Genomic DNA, 19,785 nt, shown 5'->3' on the forward strand with positions numbered 1-19,785 from the left:
TGACCCACTGCTATCGGGGGCAAGCCCCCTCCCACATTTGCTTTGTGTTGTCTTCACTTGCGCTGTAGCAACCCCGGCAACTGCGCCACCAGCTTCTGGTTGTTCAACGGCGCACGGATAAACCCACGCTGCGTCCCATCCGGCCCGATCAGTGCCAGGTTGCCGCTGTGATCCACGGTGTAGTTCGGCTTGCTGGTATCGGCCGGAATAAACGGAATGCTCACCGCATTCGACACCTTCTGCACATCCTCCACATTAGCGCCGGTCAGGCCCACGAATTGCGGGTCGAAATAGCCCAGGTATTGCTTGAGCTGGGTCGGCGTGTCGCGATGCGGATCGACGCTCACCAGGATCACTTGCAACTTATCCACTGCCTCCTTCGGCAGTTCGCTCTTGATCTGGCGCAACTGGGCGAGGGTAGTCGGGCAGATATCCGGGCAGAAGGTGTAGCCGAAGAACAACAGGCTCCACTTACCCTTCAACTCGTTGATTACCACCGGCTGGCCGTCCTGATTGGTCATGCTCACAGGCGGCAACTGCCGGCTTTGCGGCAGCAGGATGATGCCCGCGTCGATCAGCGCGGTGGGGTCGCCCTGGCCTTTGCCGCTGAGCACTTTGTTAACGGTCAGGCCCATGATCAACGCGACGATGGCCACCAGGATGAAGACGGTTTTTTGAGTTCGAGTCATAGGTTCAACAGTAGGTAGTGGTCTACGAGCAGGGCGATAAACAGCAGCAGCAAGTACCAGATAGAGTACTTGAAGGTGTTGATCGCCGCGTGCGGCCGACCGCCACGGTACAACACCCAGGCCCATTGCAGAAAGCGTGCACCCAACACCAGCGCGCACGCCAGGTACAGCGGGCCGCTCATATGGATCACGTAGGGCATCAGGCTCACGGCCAGTAGGGCAAAGGTGTAAAGCAGGATATGCACCTTGGTGTAGTGCTCGCCGTGGGTCACCGGCAGCATCGGGATGTCCGCCTTGGCGTATTCCTCCTTGCGGTGGATGGCCAGGGCCCAGAAGTGCGGCGGGGTCCAGGCGAAGATGATCAGCACCAGCAGCAGCGGCTCGGCGCTGATGTGCCCCGTGACGGCGACCCACCCCAACAGCGGCGGCGCAGCGCCGGCCAGCCCGCCAATGACGATATTCTGCGGCGTCGCACGCTTGAGGAACCCGGTGTAGATCACGGCGTAGCCGAGCAGCGAGGCCAGGGTCAACCACGCTGCCAGGGCATTGGTGAACGCCAGCAACAGGCCCAAACCTGCAACAGCCAGAAACAATGCAAAGGCCAGCGCCGCCATCGGCGACACCCGCCCTTGCGCCAGCGGCCGCTTGTGAGTGCGCGCCATCACCGCATCGATCCGCCGATCCACCACATGGTTGACCGCTGCCGCGCCGCCGGCACACAGGGCAATGCCCAGGTTGCCGAAAACCAGCACCGTCCATGGCACGCCGGCACGGGTGGCGAGGAACATGCCTACCAGGGAAGTGATGAGCATCAACACCACCACTTTCGGCTTGGTCAGCTCCAGGTAATCACGCCAGATTGCCTGATCGTGACGCGCACCGATCAAGGTCGCCATGGCATCTCTCCTTTAAGGGTGATGAGCCCCGATACGTGTTTGCGCGGGATAAATCGCCAGCCGAACGGCAATTGATTGCGCACCCTGACCAGGCTGGTTCGAGCGTGGTAATTGACCAGCACCAGCGTCAGCAGCAAGCCTGCACCGCCCGCGTTATGCCCGACCGCGACCGCCAGCGGCAGGCCGAACGCTACGTTGCTCACGCCCAGGCAGATTTGCGCAGCGAGGGCGATCAACAACAAGCCCGCCAGCCGCGTCATGCCCACCGCACGCAGTTGCCAGGCCAGGCCCAGCAGGACGAGGGTCACCAGCACCGCGCCGAGGCGATGGGTCAGGTGAATGGCCGTGCGCGCCTCGCTGTCGAGTTGGCCGCCCAGGTAATTCGGACCGATGTGCTGGGTCAGGTGAAAGCCATTGGCAAAGTCGGCCGCCGGCCACCACTCGCCATGGCAGGTGGGCAAGTCGACACAGGCGACGGCCGCGTAGTTGGAGCTGACCCAGCCGCCGAGCGCAATCTGCCCGATCACCAGCACCAACCCGGCCGTCGCCCAATATTGCAGGCGCTTGGGCACGATCAACGCGGGCAGCACGCCGGACAAGCGCAAGGTCAGCAAAAACAGCAGGCTCAAGGTGGCAAAGCCGCCCAGCAGATGGCCCGTCACCACCTGCGGCCACAGCTTCAAGGTCACCGTCCACATGCCAAACGCCGCCTGGGCAAACACCACTGCCAGCAGAAACAACGGCAATTTGACCGGCTGGCCAGGATCACGCCGGTGACTCCACGAGCGCGCTGCCAATAACACAATCAACAGACCCAAAGTGCCAGCAAAGTAGCGATGGGTCATCTCGGCCCAGCCTTTGTCGGCCTCCACCGGCGTGTCGGGAAAATGCAACTCGGCATGGGCCAACTGGGCCTCGCTTTGCGGCACGCTGATAAAACCGTAGCAACCGGGCCAATCCGGGCAACCGAGGCCGGCGTGGGTCAGGCGCGTGTAGGCACCGAGCAGCACGACGATCAGCGCCAGCAAGGTGGCAAACAACGCGAGGCGAAATCCAGGTTTGGCCATGACGGTGCCCTTATCCGATATTCGACAGTTTCAGCAGGTGGCGCAGGTCGTTGAGCAGGTCCTTGCCCTTGACCTTGGCGTCGTAGCGCAGCACCAGGTTGCCGTGGGGGTCGACGATCCACAGCTGCGCATCGCCCGGTGCGGCAGCGTTTTTGGTGAAGGTCGAAACATCCAGCGCGTAACGCTGCAATTGAGGGTATTCGGCTTTCAACCTGGTTTCGTAGTCGGCGCCCACCAGCTGCGCACTCGCCAAGGCATGGCTGGCGCGCGAGGCGTCGCGCCCCAGGCCGATCTGCAATTGGCGGGCGAGGTACACCAGTTGCTGGCAATCGGCAGCACAAGCCGTGGGCGCGGTGACCAGCAGTTGCCAGCGCTGCTCATCCGCCTGCACGCCAATGTCGGCGCGGGTCTGGCCATTGCCGATCATCTCGCCGTGATAACTGCGGCTGTCCGGCACCCAGAACTGCAGCTTGTACATAAACGTGGCCAGCACCATCGGGCCGATCACCATCAGCAGGATCAGCAGCAGTTGCCAGCGGCCTTTGCGCCGATCGGGCAGGTCAGACATGTTGAGTCGATTCGTGGCCGCTCCCATGGGGCTTCTCCTTCTTGTTGTGCGATCCGAGGTAGAGGTAAAGAACCAGCAGCGCCAGCGCCATGGCGAACCACTGCACGGCATAAGCCAGGTGTTTCTCCGGGCCCATGGCGACCACCGGCCAAGTCGTTTCGTATGTGCCTGGGCCGGCTTCAGCGCGCAGCTCATAGGCAAAACCGTTGCGGCCCAACTCTGCCCACAGCGCCGCGGGATGCAGCGCGGTGAGCAATCGCGGCCATGGCGCGCCCGCCGGGTCGGCATGCAACTGGAAGGTTTCGCCTGGAGCGACGTACACCCAGGCATCGAGATTCAGCGGCTGTTCTGGCGTGGTGAAGGCGGGCGGGGTGCGCCGGTCCGGCCAGGGCAGCCAGCCGCGATTGAGCAACAACCACAGGCCGCTGGCCTGGTCGTGGAAGGGTTGCAGCAACTCGACACCGGCCTTGCCATCGCGCATGCGGTTGTCGAGCAATACGCTGTGATCGGCGTCGAATTGACCGCGCAGACGCACACGGCGAAACGCTGGATCCACCGTGTCATTGAGTTGTTCACTGCTGATCGGCGCCGCCACGCGGCGCTCGGCATAACTGTCGAGCAAGCGTTGCTTTTCATGCCCGCGTGACAGCTGCCAGAACCCCAAACCCACCATCAACGGCAGCAGCAGCAACACCACCAATGTCGGCGCAATACCGGGACGAAACTGTTTTATGGCGCTGGCTATACTTGTTTTCATTGCCCGCAGCTCTTCTTCAATGTCCAGGAGCCCGACCATGCTCAAAGCAGCCATTGCCCTGATGCTGATCGCAACTGTCGTGAGCCTCTTCAGTGGCTTGTTCTTTCTGGTCAAGGACGAGGGCAACTCCAATCGCCTCGTCACCGCCTTGACCGTGCGTGTCGTCGTGGCCGTGATCACCCTGGCGCTGATCACCTGGGGATTTTTCAGCGGCCAGCTGGTTTCCCACGCGCCGTGGTAAGGAACCTCACAGCACGTAAACGAAGAAAAACAGCCCGATCCACACCACATCCACAAAGTGCCAATACCAACTGGCCGCCTCGAAACCAAACTGATGCTCGGCGTTGAAGTGCCCACGCAGGACGCGCATCAGCATCACAAACAAAATGATCGTGCCGATGGTCACGTGGGCGCCGTGGAAACCGGTGAGCATGAAGAACGTCGCGCCGTACACACCGGAGCCCAGCGTCAGGCCCAGCTCTTTATAGGCGTGGATGTACTCCTCGGCCTGGAACCCGAGAAACGCCAGGCCCAGCAGCACGGTGAGCGCCAACCAGATCTTCAGCGCGCCGCGATGGCCTTTGCGCAGTGCGTGGTGAGCGATGGTGATGGTCACGCTGGAACTCACCAACAGGATGGTGTTGACCAGCGGCAACCCCCACGGGCTGATGGTGCCCTCGGGGGCGGGGTAGAGTTTCGGGTCAGGATTGTTGAGCAACGGCCAGGCAAATTCGAAATTTGGCCACAGCATATGCGCGACGCCCTTCGAGCCTTCACCGGCCAGCCAGGGCGCGGACATGTGCCGCACGTAAAACAGCGCACCAAAGAAGGCGATAAAGAACATCACTTCGGAAAAGATGAACCAGCTCATGCCCCAGCGAAACGAGCGATCCATCTGCGGACTGTACAAACCGGCGCGGCTTTCCTTGATCACCGCACCGAACCAGCCGAACAACATGTAGGCGAGTAGCAGCCCGCCGACGAAAAAGATCCACGGGCCGTGGGATTCCGGGCGCGCCGCCTTGAGATCGTTGAACCACACACCCAGGCCATACACTGTGATCAGCAGCCCAAACGTGGCAATTATCGGCCATTTGCTCTGCGCCGGTACGTAGTACGTATCATGATTCGACATGTATTCACTCTCCCGATTGAGGGGGCAAACAGTAGCTAGCCGCCGGTGTGGGCAGCCACGGGCGGTTGGCGCGCAGTGATATCAAACAGCGTGTACGCCAGGGTCAAATGCTTCACATCCTTGGGCATGTCGCGATCGACAATAAAGCGCACCGGCATCTCGATACGCTCGCCTGGCTGCAACACTTGCTGGGTGAAGCAAAAACATTCGGTCTTGTGGAAATACATCGCCGCTTCGGCCGGGGAAATGCTCGGTACGGCCTGGGCAGTCATCGGCTTGTCGGTGGGGTTGTGGGCCACGAACAGCATCTCGGTCACGGCGCCGGGGTTGACCACCACCTCGTCGGCCTTGGCATAGAAGTCCCAGACCATGTCGATGGCGTTGGTGGATAAGAACTGCACGCGCACCTGACGCGTCGGATCCACCACTTGCGAACCCTCGTACTGCCCGGCGGTCTTGCCGTTGATGCCGAACGCCTTGCACATCACGTCGTAGATCGGCACCAGGGCAAAGCCGAAGGCGAACATCGCCACTACCAGGATCAGCAGGCGGGTGACGAGGCGCTTGAGGGGCACGGACTCAGCCATGGCGTTCACATCGCAAAAAGGTGTTCATTTGACCTCCGGCGGCGTGGTGAAGGTGTGGTACGGCGCCGGCGAAGGCACGCTCCACTCCAGGCCTTCAGCCCCATCCCACGGCTTGGCCGGCGCGGGCGGGCCGCCTCGGATGCACTTGATCACGATGAACAAAAAGAAGATCTGCGTGGCACCAAACATAAACGCGCCAATCGACGAGACCATGTTGAAATCGGCGAACTGCAGGTTGTAGTCCGGCACCCGACGCGGCATGCCCGCCAGCCCCACAAAGTGCATCGGGAAGAACGCCATGTTCATGCCCACGAAAGACAGCCAGAAGTGCAGCTTGCCCAGGGTTTCGTCGTACATGTGGCCGGTCCATTTCGGCAGCCAGTAGTAGGCCGATGCGAAGATGCCAAAGATCGCGCCGGGCACCAGTACGTAATGGAAGTGCGCCACCACGAAGTAGGTGTCGTGGTACTGGAAGTCCGCCGGGGCAATCGCCAGCATCAACCCGGAAAAGCCGCCGATGGTGAACAGGATCACGAAGGCCACGGCAAACAGCATCGGCGTCTCGAACGTCAGCGAGCCTTGCCACATGGTGCTGACCCAGTTGAACACCTTCACCCCCGTGGGCACGGCGATCAGCAGCGTGGCGTACATGAAGAACAACTCGCCAACCAGCGGGATGCCGACCACGAACATGTGGTGCGCCCATACGATAAACGACAGGAACGCGATGCTCGCCGTGGCGTAGACCATCGAGGTGTAGCCGAACAGCGGCTTGCGCGAAAAGGTCGGGATGATCGAGCTGACGGCGCCGAAGGCCGGCAGGATCATGATGTACACCTCGGGGTGGCCGAAGAACCAGAACACATGCTGGAACAGCACCGGGTCACCGCCGCCGGCCGCACTGAAGAAGCTGGTGCCGAAGTGGATATCCATCAGCATCATGGTCACGCACCCGGCCAGCACCGGCATTACCGCGATCAGCAGGAACGCGGTGATCAGCCAGGTCCACACGAACAGCGGCATTTTCATCAAGGTCATGCCGGGGGCACGCAGGTTGAGGATGGTGGCGACCACATTGATCGCGCCCATGATCGAGCTGATGCCCATCAGGTGGATGGCAAAGATGAAGAACGTCACGCTTTCCGGCGCGTAGGTGGTGGAGAGCGGGGCGTAGAAGGTCCAGCCGAAGTTCGGCCCGCCGCCGGGGGTGAACAGCGTCGAGACCAGCAGCAGGAACGCCGCCGGCAACAGCCAGAAGCTGAAGTTGTTCATGCGCGGCAGGGCCATGTCGGGCGCGCCGATCATCAGTGGGATCATCCAGTTGGCCAGACCGACAAACGCCGGCATCACCGCGCCAAACACCATGATCAGGCCGTGCATGGTGGTCATCTGGTTGAAAAATGCCGGTTCGACGATCTGCAGGCCGGGCTGGAACAGTTCGGCACGGATCACCATGGCGAACGAACCGCCGAGCAGGAACATCGCAAACGCAAACCACAGGTACATCGTGCCGATGTCTTTGTGGTTGGTGGTCAGCACCCAACGCATCAACCCCTTGGCGGGGCCGTGGGCATGGTCACCGGCGTGGCCATGGTCATCGATCACAGCGCTCATGGCCGTTCTCCTGCAAACGAATGGGCGGGGCGGGTCGGGGCAAACGCAATGAGGGCTGTCATTTGCTTTCCGCCTGTTTGATGGCCAGCACGTCTTTCGGCGTGACCATGTCGCCTTTGTTGTTGCCCCAGGCGTTGCGCTCGTAGGTCACCACGGCGGCGATATCCACTTCCGAGAGCTGCTTGCCGAATGCAGCCATCGCGGTGCCGGGCTTGCCGTGATAGACGAGGCTCAAGTGATCGGCAGCGGGCCCGGTGGCGATTTTCGAACCCTTGAGCGCCGGGAACATCGGCGGCAGGCCCTGGCCTTCGGCCTGGTGACAGGCCACGCAGGTGGTGTGATACACCTTGTCGCCACGGGCAACCAATTCTTCAAGGGTCCACTCTTTGGAGGTCAGTTCCTTGAGCTTGGCGGCCTCGGCCTTGCGCTCACCCAGCCAGGTGTCGTAGTCGGCCCTGGACTTGACCTCGACCACGATAGGCATGAACCCATGGTCCTTGCCGCATAGTTCGGCACACTGACCACGGTAGATGCCGGGCTTCTCGACACGGGTCCAGGCCTCGTTGACGAAACCGGGAATGGCATCGCGCTTGACCGCAAATGCCGGCACCCACCAGGAGTGGATCACGTCGGCGGCTGTGACCAGGAAGCGCACTTTGGCGCCCACCGGCAGCACCAGCGGCTGGTCGACTTCCAACAGATAGTGTTCGCCCTTGGTGGCCTGGTTGTGGATCTGCTCGGCGGGCGTGGCCAGGTTGCTGAAGAACTCCACATCCTGGCCCAGGTATTTGTAATGCCACTTCCACTGATAGCCGGTGACCTGGATATCGATATCCGACTCACTGCTGTCGTAGATGTTGATCAGGGTCCTGGTCGCCGGAATGGCCATCGCGATCAGGATCAGCAAAGGCACGACGGTCCAGAGGATTTCCACGGTGGTGCTCTCGTGGAACTTGGCCGCGACCTGACCGGTGGAACGCCGGTGGACCATCATCGACCAGAACATGGCGCCAAACACGATGATGCCGATCACCACACAGATCCAGAAAATGGTCATGTGCAGGTCGAACACAGCGTGACTGACTTCTGTTGCCCCTGGCGCCATATTCGTTGTCCAGGCGGCGTGCGCCTGGCCGAATACCGACCACAACAGGAGGCCCATCCAAACGTGTGGATGTCGCATCATTGCGGGTTCCCCTTATCGTTCTTGTTATCCCGCCGGTTTGCACCTGCGTCGAAGGGAGCGGCTTCCATACTGCTTACAACCGCTTAGCCTTGCCTGCTTATGCAGTCTGGCGTCATCAGCTAATCGCGTACAAATCCGAGTATAGACAGGGACGGCAACCCCGCAATGTGTAGGGACAAATGAGGCAAAATGGCACGGCCGGAGCCAATAAAACCGGGAGCGGAATCGATTTTCCGACGAACGATGGCAATTCGATATAACGCCTGTGCATAACCATGAAATAATTATGACAAATGCGTCTTAGGCGCTCGTATAAACGAGCTACCTTAACTTCTCCCTTTTCCTACGCCTGCATCACTGGAGCCTTCATGAACACCGCCGCATTGCGCGAGCAGATATCCCGTGCCCATCAACACGAAGCCACTACGGGCCAGCTTGCCCTGCAGCTGGAAAAACAATTGCCGCACCTGCATGCAGCCATTTCCCTGGCTGAGGGTGATCGCAACGTGGTCATGACCCGCTTTGTCACTGCCTACATCGACCTCGTCCCGGAGTTGCTCGATGCCGCCAATGACGTGGCTCGCGAAGCCGGGATCGAAAGCCAGATCAAGCCGGTGCTGAAAATTGCCGAGCATTTCTTTCTGCAACCCCCGGCGATCCTGGCAGGTCACGAAGGCCTGGACGGCCTCCTGGACGAGGCCTACCTGGCCCATCGCCTGGTGGAGGAAGTCAACGATGTGTATATCAAGCATTTCGGTCAGCCATTGATTCCGGCGGATACCACCGTGGCTAACGTGATTGCCCATCAATTGATCGGTGAAGATTTCGCCAACCAGCTGGATGAAGCCGTGCACCTGGCGGTGGATGAGATGCTTAACGAAGAGAACTTCGCGCTGGAGTCGGTCGAAGCGTATCGCGAGCAACTGAAAAGCCCGAACACCGAGGCCGCCTGGAAGCGCTGGCCGTGCCTGTCGCGGCAGTTGGGGGTGGAGTTGGCGTTGGATCAGCCGGCTTAAATCTTAAATTCGACACAGAACAAATATGGGAGGGGGCTTGCCCCCTCCCACATGTTGATCCGGTTCCGTCAGCCGATTGATGGCGCGGAGCCGATCCCTGTCGTCGTACGAATCCTACCTTCCAACCGTCGCTTCAAACCTCGTGCCTCAATCACCAGCTTCGAACCCTTCGCCGCGTTGGCCCGCCCCCATTCCTCCAGCAATTCCAGGCAGGAATGGTCGATGTAACTCAGGTTATTGAGCGGTACATGCACCGTGGTCCCCGCTGGCACCGTCGACAGCACCTGGGTCAACGCCGGCACTTTCAGGAAGGTCGCCGCACCAATCAAACGCAGCTCCATCTCGCCCTCCTGGGGCAAGTCGATCAGGCTGACTTTCAGCCGTGACGCCTTGAACGCCAACTTGACCAACGTGAGACCAAAGCCCACCAGCACACCCGTCAGCAGGTCGGTAAAGATGATCGCCAGCGCCGTGGCCGCATAGGTGAACATCGGCATCCGCCCGTAGCGTCCCAAGGCTTTGAACGCCTTGACGTCGACCAGCTTGATCCCGGTGTACACCAGCACCCCGGCCAGGCTCGCCACCGGGATGCTTTGCAGCACGCTCGACAGCAGCAACACGAAGCCCAGCAACCATACGCCGTGGAACATTGCCGACAGGCGGGTGGTTGCACCCGCCTGGACGTTGGCCGAACTGCGCACGATCACGCCGGTCATCGGCAAGGCTCCGACCAGCCCGCAGAGCATGTTGCCGACGCCTTGGGCGGACAGCTCTTTATCGAAGTCGGAACGTTGGCCGTTGTGCATGCGGTCGACAGCCGCCGCCGAGAGCAGGGTTTCGGCGCTGGCGATAAATGCCACGGCAAAGGCAGCAATCAGCAGTTGAGGATCAGCCAGGTTCAGCAGGTCGCTGGGGCGCAGCCAATCAATGGCGTCAGCCAGGTTTTCCGGGACTTCCACGCGCTTGACCTGCAACGCCAGCACCAGGCTGGTGACGGTTGCCAGGCCGACGCCGAGCAACGCACCCGGCACGAACCGCAGCGGTTGCGGACGGAATTTATCCCACAGGTACATCACCAGCATCGTCGACAGGCCCAGCAAACCCGCTTGCCAGCCGAGCCCGCCGCCAAGGGTCGGGATAGCTTCGGCCAGCGCAGCCGGGAACCCCGCCAGGTTATCCAGCCCAGAAGGCTTGGGCGCGCCGTCGAGCATCACATGAATTTGTGACAGCACAATCAACACGCCAATCCCCGCCAGCATGCCGTACACCACTGCGGGCGCCGTGACGCGGAACCAGCAGCCCAGGCGCAAGCGGCCGGCCACCAGTTGCAGGAAACCCGCCAGCAGCAGGATCGGCCCCAGCATCAACATGCCGTGCTGGCGCACCAGTTCGAACACCAGCACCGCCAGACCCGCCGCCGGGCCACTGACCTGCAGTGGCGAACCCGCCAGCCAACCCACCACCAGGCCACCGATAATCCCGGTGATCAGGCCTTTGGCCGGCGGCATGCCGGACGCAATCGCGATGCCCATGCACAGCGGCAGGGCGACCAGAAACACAACCACCGAGGCGAGCAGCTCCCGTGGCAATACAGCTTTCAATTGAGCAGCACGCATGATGACTCTCCCGAGGCATTCGCCGGGCGCGGTAAAGCCTGGCTGCATCCATGGCAGCCACCGCATTACCCGGCAGGGAAGTGTTTTAGAAGCGCGCTTTAGGCGTCGCGCAAGGGATCGGCCCGTCACCGCTCAACGGTCGGAACGCCGACTGGTCGGCATCGTAGGCGCGGATTTCGCTGGTCTCGATGTTGTAGATCCAACCGTGGATATACAACTGACCATTGGCCATGCGTGAAGCCACGGAAGGGTGGGTACGCAAATGTTGCAACTGGGCGATGACGTTTTCTTCGGTCAGCACCTTCATGCTCTCGCCTTCGTTGGCGCAGTCGCAGTTGTCCTCGACCATAGACTTGGCCACCTCGGCGTGCCGCAGCCAGGCCCGTACCGTCGGCATTTTTTCCAGGCTGTCGGGGTTGAGTACCGCACGCATGGCGCCACAGTCGGAGTGCCCGCAGACAATGATGTGCTGCACACCCAGGGCAAGTACTGCGTACTCGATAGCGGTTGAAACACCGCCGTTCATCTGGCCGTAGGGCGGCACTACGTTGCCGACGTTACGGGTCACGAACAGGTCGCCGGGCGAGCTTTGGGTGATCAGCTCGGGCACGATGCGCGAGTCGGCGCAGGTAATGAACATCGCCCGTGGGCTCTGGGCCGTGGCGAGTTTCTTGAAGAGTTCTTCCTGCTGGGGGAAGACGTCGTGATGGAAATGCAAAAAACCGTCGACGATATGCTTTAGCGCTGCATCGGCGGACTCCGCCACTTGAGGGGCTGAAGCCGACGCAGCCAACGGCTGTTTATCCTTATCACTCATGATTCATCCTCTTGATTAGTGCAGGGGAGTGTTCAGGACAGTTCAACGCCCGGCCAGTGGAATAGTTGTAAAACTCCAAAATCCAGGCGCCGACTCATCAGTCACTCGCTGAGCAAGGTAACCGTCGAAACTTAACTCAAACTGAATGAACCGCTCTAGATCGCGGGTTTCAGTGATGTCAAAACGCGACTATCCCTACAGGCAAGATGCATTCTTGCTGATCAGTCTACAACAATGTCATCTGTCTGCCCGGTGGACAGAACGCTGTGCAATCCAGGTTGAATCCTTCACGGCGATTGAGCCCCAAACGTTTGATCGCCTTGCTGAAACGCTGGGCCAGCAAATCGGCAAACGGCCCTTCGCCCCGCATGCGCACACCGAAGCGGCTGTCATACACCTCGCCACCGCGCACCTGCCGAACCAGGCTCATTACATGGGCCGCACGCTGCGGATAATGGGCTGCCAGCCACTCTTCAAACAGCGGCGCCACCTCCAGCGGCAAGCGCAGCATCATGTACGCCGCACTCTGCGCATCGGCGGCGTGCGCCTCGGTCAGCAGGCTTTCCAGTTCACTGTCGTTGATCATCGGGATCATCGGCGAGCACAGCACGCCCACCGGAATCCCCGCCTCACGCATCACCCGGATCGCTCGCAACCGCGCCTTGGGCGCGGCGGTGCGCGGTTCGAGGATGCGCTTGAGCTCATCGTCCAGGCTGGTGAGACTGATCATCACCGCCACCAGGCGCTGGCGGGCCAACTCGGTGAGCAGGTCGAGATCACGCAGGATCAGCGAACCCTTGGTGATGATGGTCACCGGGTGTCGGTAGCGCAGCAGCACTTCGAGGGTCTGTCGCGTGATGTTGTATTCGCGCTCGATGGGCTGGTACGGGTCGGTATTGGAACCCAGGTTGATCGGCGCGCACACGTAGCCGGGCTTGGACAGCTGCTGCTCCAGCACATCGGCCGCATTGCTCTTGGCGATCAGCCTGGTTTCGAAATCCAGCCCAGGTGACATGTCCCAATAGGCATGGCTGGGCCGCGCATAGCAGTAGATACAGCCATGCTCGCAACCGCGATACGGGTTGATCGAGCGATCAAACGGCAGGTCCGGCGAGTTGTTGCGGGTGATGATGGTCTTGGCCGTCTCAATACGCACCTCGGTGCCCTGCGTCGGGGGCACTTCCTGGTACCAGCCGTCGTCCTCGGCCACGCTGACCGTGGGCGCGAAGCGGTTGTGCAGGTTGGTGGCCGTGCCCCGGCCACGGGGCGGCAACGGCGTAGACATAAAAGCGCCTCGATACTGTTTTTATATACAGTATCGAGCGCGAGGTTTCTGACCAGTGCCGTTTGGCGGCCAGCCAGGAATCAGTGCTTTTGCGTGACCTGCCCCAGGTCATCGCCCGAGGTGGTGCGCAGATCGTTCTTGCGCAGGCCGGCCACGTCGCTGGCGTTCACTGGCGCACCTTTGTTGCCCCAACTGCCACGGATGAAACTGACGACATCCGCGACTTCCTGGTCCGACAGGCGCCAGGCAAACGCCGGCATGGTGAAGGTCGACGGCGCCGCGTGCGTAGCCGGCAAAGTGCCGCCGTTCAACACAATGTTGATCAACGAGGTGGCATCCGCCGTCTGCACTACCGGATTACCCGCCAGGGCCGGGAACACCCGTGTATAGCCATGGCCATCGGTTCGGTGGCAGGCCGCGCAGTTATCGATATACACCGACGCACCCGGCCGGCTGTCGTCGCCTTTCCACAGCGCCTGGGCTACCTGCTTGTCGTACACATGCGGCTGGTCGTTGGGATCGACCGCCGGCAGGCTCTTGAGGTAACGGGCGATAGCGGTCAGGTCGTCTTGCGACATGTACTGCATGCTGTGGACGACGACATCGCTCATGCCACCAAACACCGCGCTGCGATCACTGCGACCGGTCTTGAGGAATTGCACCAGTTGCTCCTCGCTCCAACTGCCGAGGCCGTCCTTGTGGTCGCCACGCAAGCTCTTGGCGATCCAACCTTCCAACGGCGCACTGCCGGACAGGAACGCGGTGCCATCGGTAGCACTCAGGGCTTTTTCCTGCATGGTCAGGGCACGCGGTGTATGGCACGCGCCGCAGTGGCCTAAACCTTCCACCAAATAGGCGCCGCGGCCGATAACGGGGTCGGCCGCTGCCTCAGCCGGTGTATCCGCCACTTCAGGGGCAAACATCCAACGCCACGCCGCCAACGGCCAACGCATGCTCAAGGGCCACGGAATGTCGCTGTCCTTGTTCTCTTGGGCAACGGGTTCCACACCCTTCATGAAATACGCATACAACGCCTGCATATCGCTGTCGCTGACACGCGCATAAGACGGATAGGGCATCGCCGGGTAAAGCGTACTACCGCTTTTGGCGACGCCATGGCGCACGGCCTTGTCGAAGTCGTCGAAGCTGTAGTCGCCCAGGCCGGTCTTGTCCGGGGTGATATTGGTGGAGTAGATCACGCCAATCGGGGTTTCCATCGGCAGCCCACCCGCAAAGGGTTTGCCACCCTTGGCGGTGTGGCAAGCCACGCAGTCACCGGCGCGGGCCAGGTATTCGCCCTGCTTGATCAGGTCGGTTTCGGCGGCGCTTATGGAGCAACTGCTGAGCAGCGCCAACGTCGCGATAACAAGTGCTTTCATGGTCATCGCTCCTTATGCCTGAACCAGTGGGCCGGGGTTTTTCAGGTACTGCTCACGGATCGCCCGGGCAGACCAGTAGGTCAGCGCCGCCACCAGGCCAGTAGGGTTGTAGCCCAGGCCCTGTGGGAAGGCGGACGCGCCTGGAACAAACACGTTGTGTACATCCCAGCTCTGCAGGTAACGGTTCAACGCACTGGTTTTCGGGTCGGTGCCCATGATCGCGCCACCGTTGAGGTGGGTGGTCTGGTAGGACGCAGTGTTGAAATGCTCACCGACTTTTTTGCCAAGTACCGCAATGGCCTTGGGGTTCATCGCTTGGGCAACCTTGCCCATTTTCTCGACCATGAAGCGGTTCATCTTGATGTCGTTTTCCTGCCAATCGAACGTCATACGCAGCAGCGGCAGGCCGTAGGCATCGCGGTACACCGGGTCCAGATCCAGGTAGTTACCCCGGTAGGATTGATGGGCGCCGTGGGCATCCATCGACACCTGATGGGTGTAGTAATCGGCGGTGGCGCGCTTCCACGCACTGCCCCAGGCCGGGGTGCCGGGCGGGTTGGACGTACCGGCAATCGGCCGGCTGCCGGCCTGGTTGACCCACATCGGCGAACCGCCCACAAAGCCATGGGGCCCATGGTCGAAGTTGTCGGCGTTGAAGTCGTCCATCGCCACGCCATTACCGCCCGCGCCGATGAAGTTGTTGGTGTGGGTGTCCTTGTCGAAAAAGGCCTTGATGGTGGCCATGTTCTGGTAGGCGAAGTTGCGGCCCACCACGCCTTCATTGGTGATCGGGTCGTACGGCTTGCCGATGCCCGAGAGCAGCATCAGCCGCACGTTGTGGAACTGGAACGCGCCGAGGATCACCAGGTCCGCCGGCTGCTCGATTTCGCGTCCTTGGGCGTCGATATAGGTCACGCCCGTGGCTTTCTTCTTGGTGCTGTCGAGGTTGACCTTGAGCACGTGGGAATTGGGGCGCAGCTCGAAGTTCGGCACCTGGCGCAGGGCGGGCAGGATGTTCACGTTCGGCGAGGCCTTGGAGTACATGTAGCACACGTAACCACTGCAAAAACCGCAGAAATTGCAGGGGCCCATCTGCGCGCCATAGGGGTTGGTGTAAGGCCCCGAGGTGTTGGCAGACGGCAGGTTGTAGGGTTTGTAACCCACGTCGGCAGCCGCTTTCTGAAACAGCTGTGCGGAGACTGTGTTTTTCTGCGATTCCAATGGGAACGGGTTGGAACGATCCGGCGCATACGGGTTGCCGCCACGGCCTTCACCCACTAATTGCCCTTTCACCGTCCAGGCCTGGCCAGAGGTGCCGAAGACTTTTTCCGCGTAGTCGAAGAACGGCTCCAGCTCTTCATAGCTGACGCCGAAGTCCTGGATGGTCATGTCCTTGGGAATGAAATTTTTCCCGTAGCGTTCTTCGTAATGGCTGCGCATGCGCAACTCGATCGGGTCGACGCGAAAGTGCACACCCGACCAGTGCAGGCCGGCGCCGCCCACGCCATTGCCTGGCAAAAAAGCACCGAGCTGACGGTTGGGCAGGGCGATGTCATTCACGCTATGGCGAATGGTCACCGTCTCCTTGGAGATGTCCTGGAAGAGTTTCTTGCGCACGCTGTAGGTCAATTCGTCGATGACCTGGGGATAGTTGCCGTCCGGGTACGTGTCCTGCATCGGCCCGCGCTCCAGCGCCAGCACGTTGAGGCCTGCCTCCGTCAGCTCCTTGGCCATGATCGCGCCGGTCCAGCCGAAGCCTACGATCACTGCATCCACTTTCTTCATGATGGTCGCCACGTTTATGCCCTCTCGCCACGGATGGAAACAGCCGGGAAGGGGTATTGCTCGTTGCGTTCCACCCAATCCATAAAGTCGGCGCGAGCGCCGGGGAAGCCGATCATGGTCCAGCCGACCATGCCTTTATTGCCCCCGTGGATCGGGTCGCAGAAGAAGCCTTCCTTGGTGTTTTGCAGTAACAGGTTGAAGAACATCTTTGGCGGAACCGCCTCGAAATGCGCCGTTACTTCACTGCCGCCAGCCTCCAGACGGCGCAGCATATCGTCTCGGGTAGCGCTGTCTTGCGCAGCAAAAGCTTTACCGTTGAAGGCTTTCGACCAAGCATCCGTCGCGGCAATGCCCAGGCGATAGATCTCTTTGGGCACCAATTTGCTCTGCCAGCCCATCTCCGGCGCGGCATCGGCGTTGAACGGACCTTGCATGAACCACAGCGCGCCACTGGCATACGGCGTGTTCATCTGACGGTCGATGTATTCCGGCGCACCGGCTTCCAGGGCACCTGGGCCTTGGGCGTCGGCGGGAATCAAGCGCTCGACGGCGGCGTTGATAAACGCCCATTCTTCTGCGGTGAAATAGCTTGGCTCGTAGGCCTTGTCGCTCGCCGCAGGCTTGGCCGGCGCGGCCTGGGCAGGCTCAGGCGTGGCCATCAATATCGAGCCGCCAAGGCCGGTACTGGCAACCGTGACCACCGGGATCAAGGTCAAGGATTTGCGCAAAAAGTCACGCCGGGGGTTGTCTTGATCTTGATCAGACATGGGTGCACCTCATCATGTGGTCACGGGTTTATTCGGTCGCTTCTGGGGAGCGGCTCGTCTATTTTTGGCAATCAATGGTTACAAATGATAGCAGGCTAAGGATGTGGAGAACGGATTCAGCGACCTAAGTCGAATAAACGCAGGCAAAAAAATGTGGAAGGGGCTTGCCTCCGATAGCGGCGAGTCAGCCAATATTCAGGCTGCCTGACACTGCGCTATCGGGGGCAAGCCCCCTTCCACACTAGGTATGCGTGAAGCTTTTAGTCTTTTTTCAGCTTCGGGTTCGGGAAGAATTGCACTGCCTGAACCTTGGGGTCCGCCGGCGCTTTGAGTGCCGAGGTATTGACCCGCGTACCCAGTTCCTTGGGCACCGACAACCCTTGGTCATTGAGCGTGTCGGTATAGCCGCAGGCCACGCATTCGCGGTGCGGCACGCTGTCCTCGGTCCACATTTTCAGTTTGTCCGGCTCGCTGCACGCCGGGCAGACCGCCCCGGCGATGAATTGCTTCTTGGTGATCACAGGCCCTTCACTCATGCTGCCGCGTCCTCACTCAGGCCGCTGTGGCGCAAGAGTGCGTCAATCGACGGTTCACGTCCGCGGAAATCGACGAACAGCACCATCGGCGCCTGGGATCCGCCACGGGCCAGGATCGCCTCGCGGAATGCGCGACCGGTGTCAGCGTTGAGTACGCCGTCCTCTTCGAACTTGGAGAAGGCATCCGCCGACAGCACTTCGGCCCACTTGTAGCTGTAGTAACCGGCGGCATAGCCACCGGCGAAGATGTGCGCAAAGCTGTTGGGGAAGCGGTTGTAGGCTGGCGGGCGCATGACCGACACCTCGTCGCGTACACCTTCCAGCACCTGCGCCACGCTGCGGCCATCACCGTGGGTGGCGTGCATTTCGAAGTCGAACAACGAGAATTCCAGCTGGCGCACCATCATCAGGCCGGACTGGAAATTCTTCGCCGCGAGCATTTTTTGCAGCAGGTCCTGAGGCAGCGGCTCACCACTTTCGTAGTGGCCGGAGATCAGCGCCAGGCCTTCCGGCTCCCAGCACCAGTTTTCCATGAACTGGCTCGGCAACTCCACCGCGTCCCAGGCCACGCCGTTGATACCAGAAACGCCGGCGTGCTCGACGCGGGTCAGCAGGTGATGCAGGCCGTGACCGAATTCGTGGAACAACGTGGTGACTTCATCGTGAGTCAGCAGGGCAGGCTTGCCGCTGTCAGCCGGGGTGAAGTTGCACACCAGGTTGGCCACCGGGCTTTGCAGCACGCCGTCAACGGTGCGGCGACGGTCGCGGGCGCCGTCCATCCAGGCACCGCCACGCTTGTTGGCGCGGGCGTAAAGGTCAAAAAAGAAGCGGCCGACGTGCTGGCCGTTTTCTTTGATTTCAAACAGGCGAACATCCGGGTGCCAGGTGTCGAAGCCTTTCTGCTCGGCGATCTCGATGCCATACAGGCGCTGCACAATGGCAAACAGGCCGCCCAGCACTTTGTCGATCGGGAAGTAGGCGCGCAGGGCTTCCTGGGAAACGCTGTAGCGCTGCTCGCGCAGTTTTTCGCCGTAGAAACCGCTGTCCCAGCTTTGCAGGTCGGCGCAGCCTTGTTCGGCGGCGTAGGCCTTGAGCTGTTGCAGGTCCTGGGCGGCAAACGGCTTGCTGCGCTTGGCCAGGTCGCGCAGGAAACTCAGGACCTGATCGCTGGATTCAGCCATTTTGGTGGCCAGGCTCAGTTCGGAGAACGACGCAAAGCCGAGCAGTTGCGCCAGTTCCTGACGCAGGTCGAGGATCTGTTCCATCACCGGGCCGTTATCGTTCTGACCGGCATTTGGGCCTTGGTCCGACGCACGAGTGCAGTAGGCCGCGTAGATTTCTTCACGCAGGGCACGGTCGTGGGCGTAGGTCATCACCGCGTAGTAGCTGGGGAATTCCAGGGTGATCAGCCAGCCGTCGAGGCCTTTGGCTTGGGCGGCCGCCGCCATTTGCGCCTTGGCCGAGTCGGTCAGGCCGGCGAGGGTAGCCTCGTCAGTGACATGTTTGGTCCAGGCTTGGGTGGCGTCCAACAGTTGGTTGGAGAACTTGCTGCCCAGCTCGGACAATTTGCTCTGCACTTGGGCGTAACGCTTCTGCTGCTCAGGCGGCAGGTCGATACCCGACAGGCGGAAATCGCGCAGGGAGTGCTCAAGAATGGTTTTTTGCGCCACGTCGAAACCAGCGGCTTCGGGGCTGTTGGCCAGGGCTTCGAAGGCCTGGAACAGCTCGCGGTTCTGGCCCATTTCGGTGGAATACGCGCTCAATGCGGGCAGGCAGCTTTCATAGGCCTCGCGCAATTCGGCGCTGTTGCACACCGCGTTGAGGTGGCTGACCGGGCTCCAGGCGGCGCCCAGGCGGTCATTCAGTTCGTCCATGGCCAGTACCAGCCCGGCCCATGTCGGATTTTTACCCTGGCTTTGCAGGATGCCTTCGATGGCAGCGCGGTTGTCGGCGAGGATCTGTTCGATGGCCGGCTGCACGTGCTCGGCACGGATCGCCGAGAACGGCGGCAGGTCGTAGGACTGCAGAAGCGGGTTGTTCGCGCTCACGGTTGGCACCTTGGCTGAAGAAACATGTAAGAACAAA

Annotated in this window: 19 protein-coding genes; 2 read left to right on the plus strand and 17 right to left on the minus strand. The window is 61.0% G+C overall.

Translation table 11 applies throughout. From position 1 onward, the window contains the following. Positions 1–53 precede the first annotated feature (53 nt). The 5 genes from IQK56_RS07880 to IQK56_RS07900 are packed head-to-tail and all read right to left on the minus strand — an operon-like array spanning position 54 to position 3,977. Positions 54–689, minus strand: a complete 636-nt coding sequence (locus IQK56_RS07880; RefSeq protein WP_112192858.1) for an SCO family protein — start codon at positions 687–689, stop codon at positions 54–56. Further along, on the minus strand, positions 686–1,585 hold the full coding sequence (gene cyoE / locus IQK56_RS07885; RefSeq protein WP_150674585.1) for a heme o synthase: 900 nt from the start codon (positions 1,583–1,585) through the stop codon (positions 686–688). Before cyoE ends, IQK56_RS07880 begins: the two co-directional genes overlap by 4 nt. After that, positions 1,573–2,652, minus strand: coding sequence for a COX15/CtaA family protein (locus IQK56_RS07890; protein WP_122305553.1), 1,080 nt, complete (start codon positions 2,650–2,652; stop codon positions 1,573–1,575). Before IQK56_RS07890 ends, cyoE begins: the two co-directional genes overlap by 13 nt. Before the next feature lie 10 nt (positions 2,653–2,662). Then, entirely contained in the window at positions 2,663–3,247 is a 585-nt protein-coding gene (locus tag IQK56_RS07895) for a hypothetical protein (protein WP_193862290.1), read from the minus strand. Then, positions 3,213–3,977 (minus strand): SURF1 family protein, encoded by a 765-nt coding sequence (locus IQK56_RS07900; RefSeq protein WP_193862289.1) that lies wholly within the window; start codon positions 3,975–3,977, stop codon positions 3,213–3,215. Before IQK56_RS07900 ends, IQK56_RS07895 begins: the two co-directional genes overlap by 35 nt. A gap of 37 nt (positions 3,978–4,014) precedes the next feature. On the opposite strand from IQK56_RS07900, the gene IQK56_RS07905 reads away from it, so the two are divergent. Then, complete coding sequence (locus IQK56_RS07905; protein WP_193862288.1) at positions 4,015–4,218, plus strand: twin transmembrane helix small protein; 204 nt, start codon at positions 4,015–4,017, stop codon at positions 4,216–4,218. Between the two features lie 6 nt (positions 4,219–4,224). On the opposite strand, the gene IQK56_RS07910 is transcribed toward IQK56_RS07905, so the two are convergent. The 4 genes from IQK56_RS07910 to coxB are packed head-to-tail and all read right to left on the minus strand — an operon-like array spanning position 4,225 to position 8,499. Beyond that, positions 4,225–5,112, minus strand: coding sequence for a cytochrome c oxidase subunit 3 (locus IQK56_RS07910; RefSeq protein ID WP_099586189.1), 888 nt, complete (start codon positions 5,110–5,112; stop codon positions 4,225–4,227). Between the two features lie 35 nt (positions 5,113–5,147). Then, the gene (locus IQK56_RS07915; RefSeq protein WP_150674582.1) at positions 5,148–5,699 is read right to left on the minus strand and encodes a cytochrome c oxidase assembly protein; all 552 of its coding nucleotides are present in this window, start codon (positions 5,697–5,699) and stop codon (positions 5,148–5,150) included. Between the two features lie 24 nt (positions 5,700–5,723). Then, positions 5,724–7,313 (minus strand): cytochrome c oxidase subunit I, encoded by a 1,590-nt coding sequence (gene ctaD / locus IQK56_RS07920; protein WP_099586187.1) that lies wholly within the window; start codon positions 7,311–7,313, stop codon positions 5,724–5,726. A gap of 58 nt (positions 7,314–7,371) precedes the next feature. Then, positions 7,372–8,499, minus strand: a complete 1,128-nt coding sequence (gene coxB / locus IQK56_RS07925; RefSeq protein ID WP_122305556.1) for a cytochrome c oxidase subunit II — start codon at positions 8,497–8,499, stop codon at positions 7,372–7,374. A gap of 368 nt (positions 8,500–8,867) precedes the next feature. On the opposite strand from coxB, the gene IQK56_RS07930 reads away from it, so the two are divergent. Next, positions 8,868–9,515, plus strand: a complete 648-nt coding sequence (locus IQK56_RS07930; RefSeq protein ID WP_122305557.1) for a hypothetical protein — start codon at positions 8,868–8,870, stop codon at positions 9,513–9,515. Positions 9,516–9,583: 68 nt separating this feature from the next. On the opposite strand, the gene IQK56_RS07935 is transcribed toward IQK56_RS07930, so the two are convergent. The 8 genes from IQK56_RS07935 to prlC form a co-directional block, all read right to left on the minus strand. Further along, positions 9,584–11,131 (minus strand): SulP family inorganic anion transporter, encoded by a 1,548-nt coding sequence (locus IQK56_RS07935; RefSeq protein ID WP_122305558.1) that lies wholly within the window; start codon positions 11,129–11,131, stop codon positions 9,584–9,586. Positions 11,132–11,216: 85 nt separating this feature from the next. Further along, the gene (locus tag IQK56_RS07940; protein ID WP_099586183.1) at positions 11,217–11,948 is read right to left on the minus strand and encodes a carbonic anhydrase; all 732 of its coding nucleotides are present in this window, start codon (positions 11,946–11,948) and stop codon (positions 11,217–11,219) included. Between the two features lie 226 nt (positions 11,949–12,174). Then, positions 12,175–13,233: a PA0069 family radical SAM protein gene (locus IQK56_RS07945; protein ID WP_193862287.1), complete on the minus strand. Its 1,059-nt coding sequence runs from the start codon at positions 13,231–13,233 to the stop codon at positions 12,175–12,177. Positions 13,234–13,313: 80 nt separating this feature from the next. Then, the gene (locus tag IQK56_RS07950) at positions 13,314–14,612 is read right to left on the minus strand and encodes a cytochrome c (RefSeq protein WP_193862286.1); all 1,299 of its coding nucleotides are present in this window, start codon (positions 14,610–14,612) and stop codon (positions 13,314–13,316) included. Positions 14,613–14,624: 12 nt separating this feature from the next. Further along, a complete protein-coding gene (locus IQK56_RS07955) occupies positions 14,625–16,409 on the minus strand; it encodes a GMC oxidoreductase (RefSeq protein WP_193862285.1) in 1,785 nt (594 codons plus the stop codon). Positions 16,410–16,411: 2 nt separating this feature from the next. Further along, the gene (locus IQK56_RS07960) at positions 16,412–17,164 is read right to left on the minus strand and encodes a gluconate 2-dehydrogenase subunit 3 family protein (RefSeq protein ID WP_099586179.1); all 753 of its coding nucleotides are present in this window, start codon (positions 17,162–17,164) and stop codon (positions 16,412–16,414) included. Between the two features lie 260 nt (positions 17,165–17,424). Further along, positions 17,425–17,700, minus strand: a complete 276-nt coding sequence (locus tag IQK56_RS07965; protein ID WP_017528719.1) for a YheV family putative zinc ribbon protein — start codon at positions 17,698–17,700, stop codon at positions 17,425–17,427. Continuing rightward, positions 17,697–19,748, minus strand: coding sequence for an oligopeptidase A (gene prlC, locus IQK56_RS07970; protein ID WP_341869498.1), 2,052 nt, complete (start codon positions 19,746–19,748; stop codon positions 17,697–17,699). The genes IQK56_RS07965 and prlC overlap by 4 nt, the downstream gene beginning before the upstream one ends. Positions 19,749–19,785: the final 37 nt, after the last annotated feature.

Origin of the sequence: Pseudomonas cyclaminis (assembly GCF_015163715.1) — a bacterium.
GTDB classification, from domain to species: domain Bacteria; phylum Pseudomonadota; class Gammaproteobacteria; order Pseudomonadales; family Pseudomonadaceae; genus Aquipseudomonas; species Aquipseudomonas cyclaminis.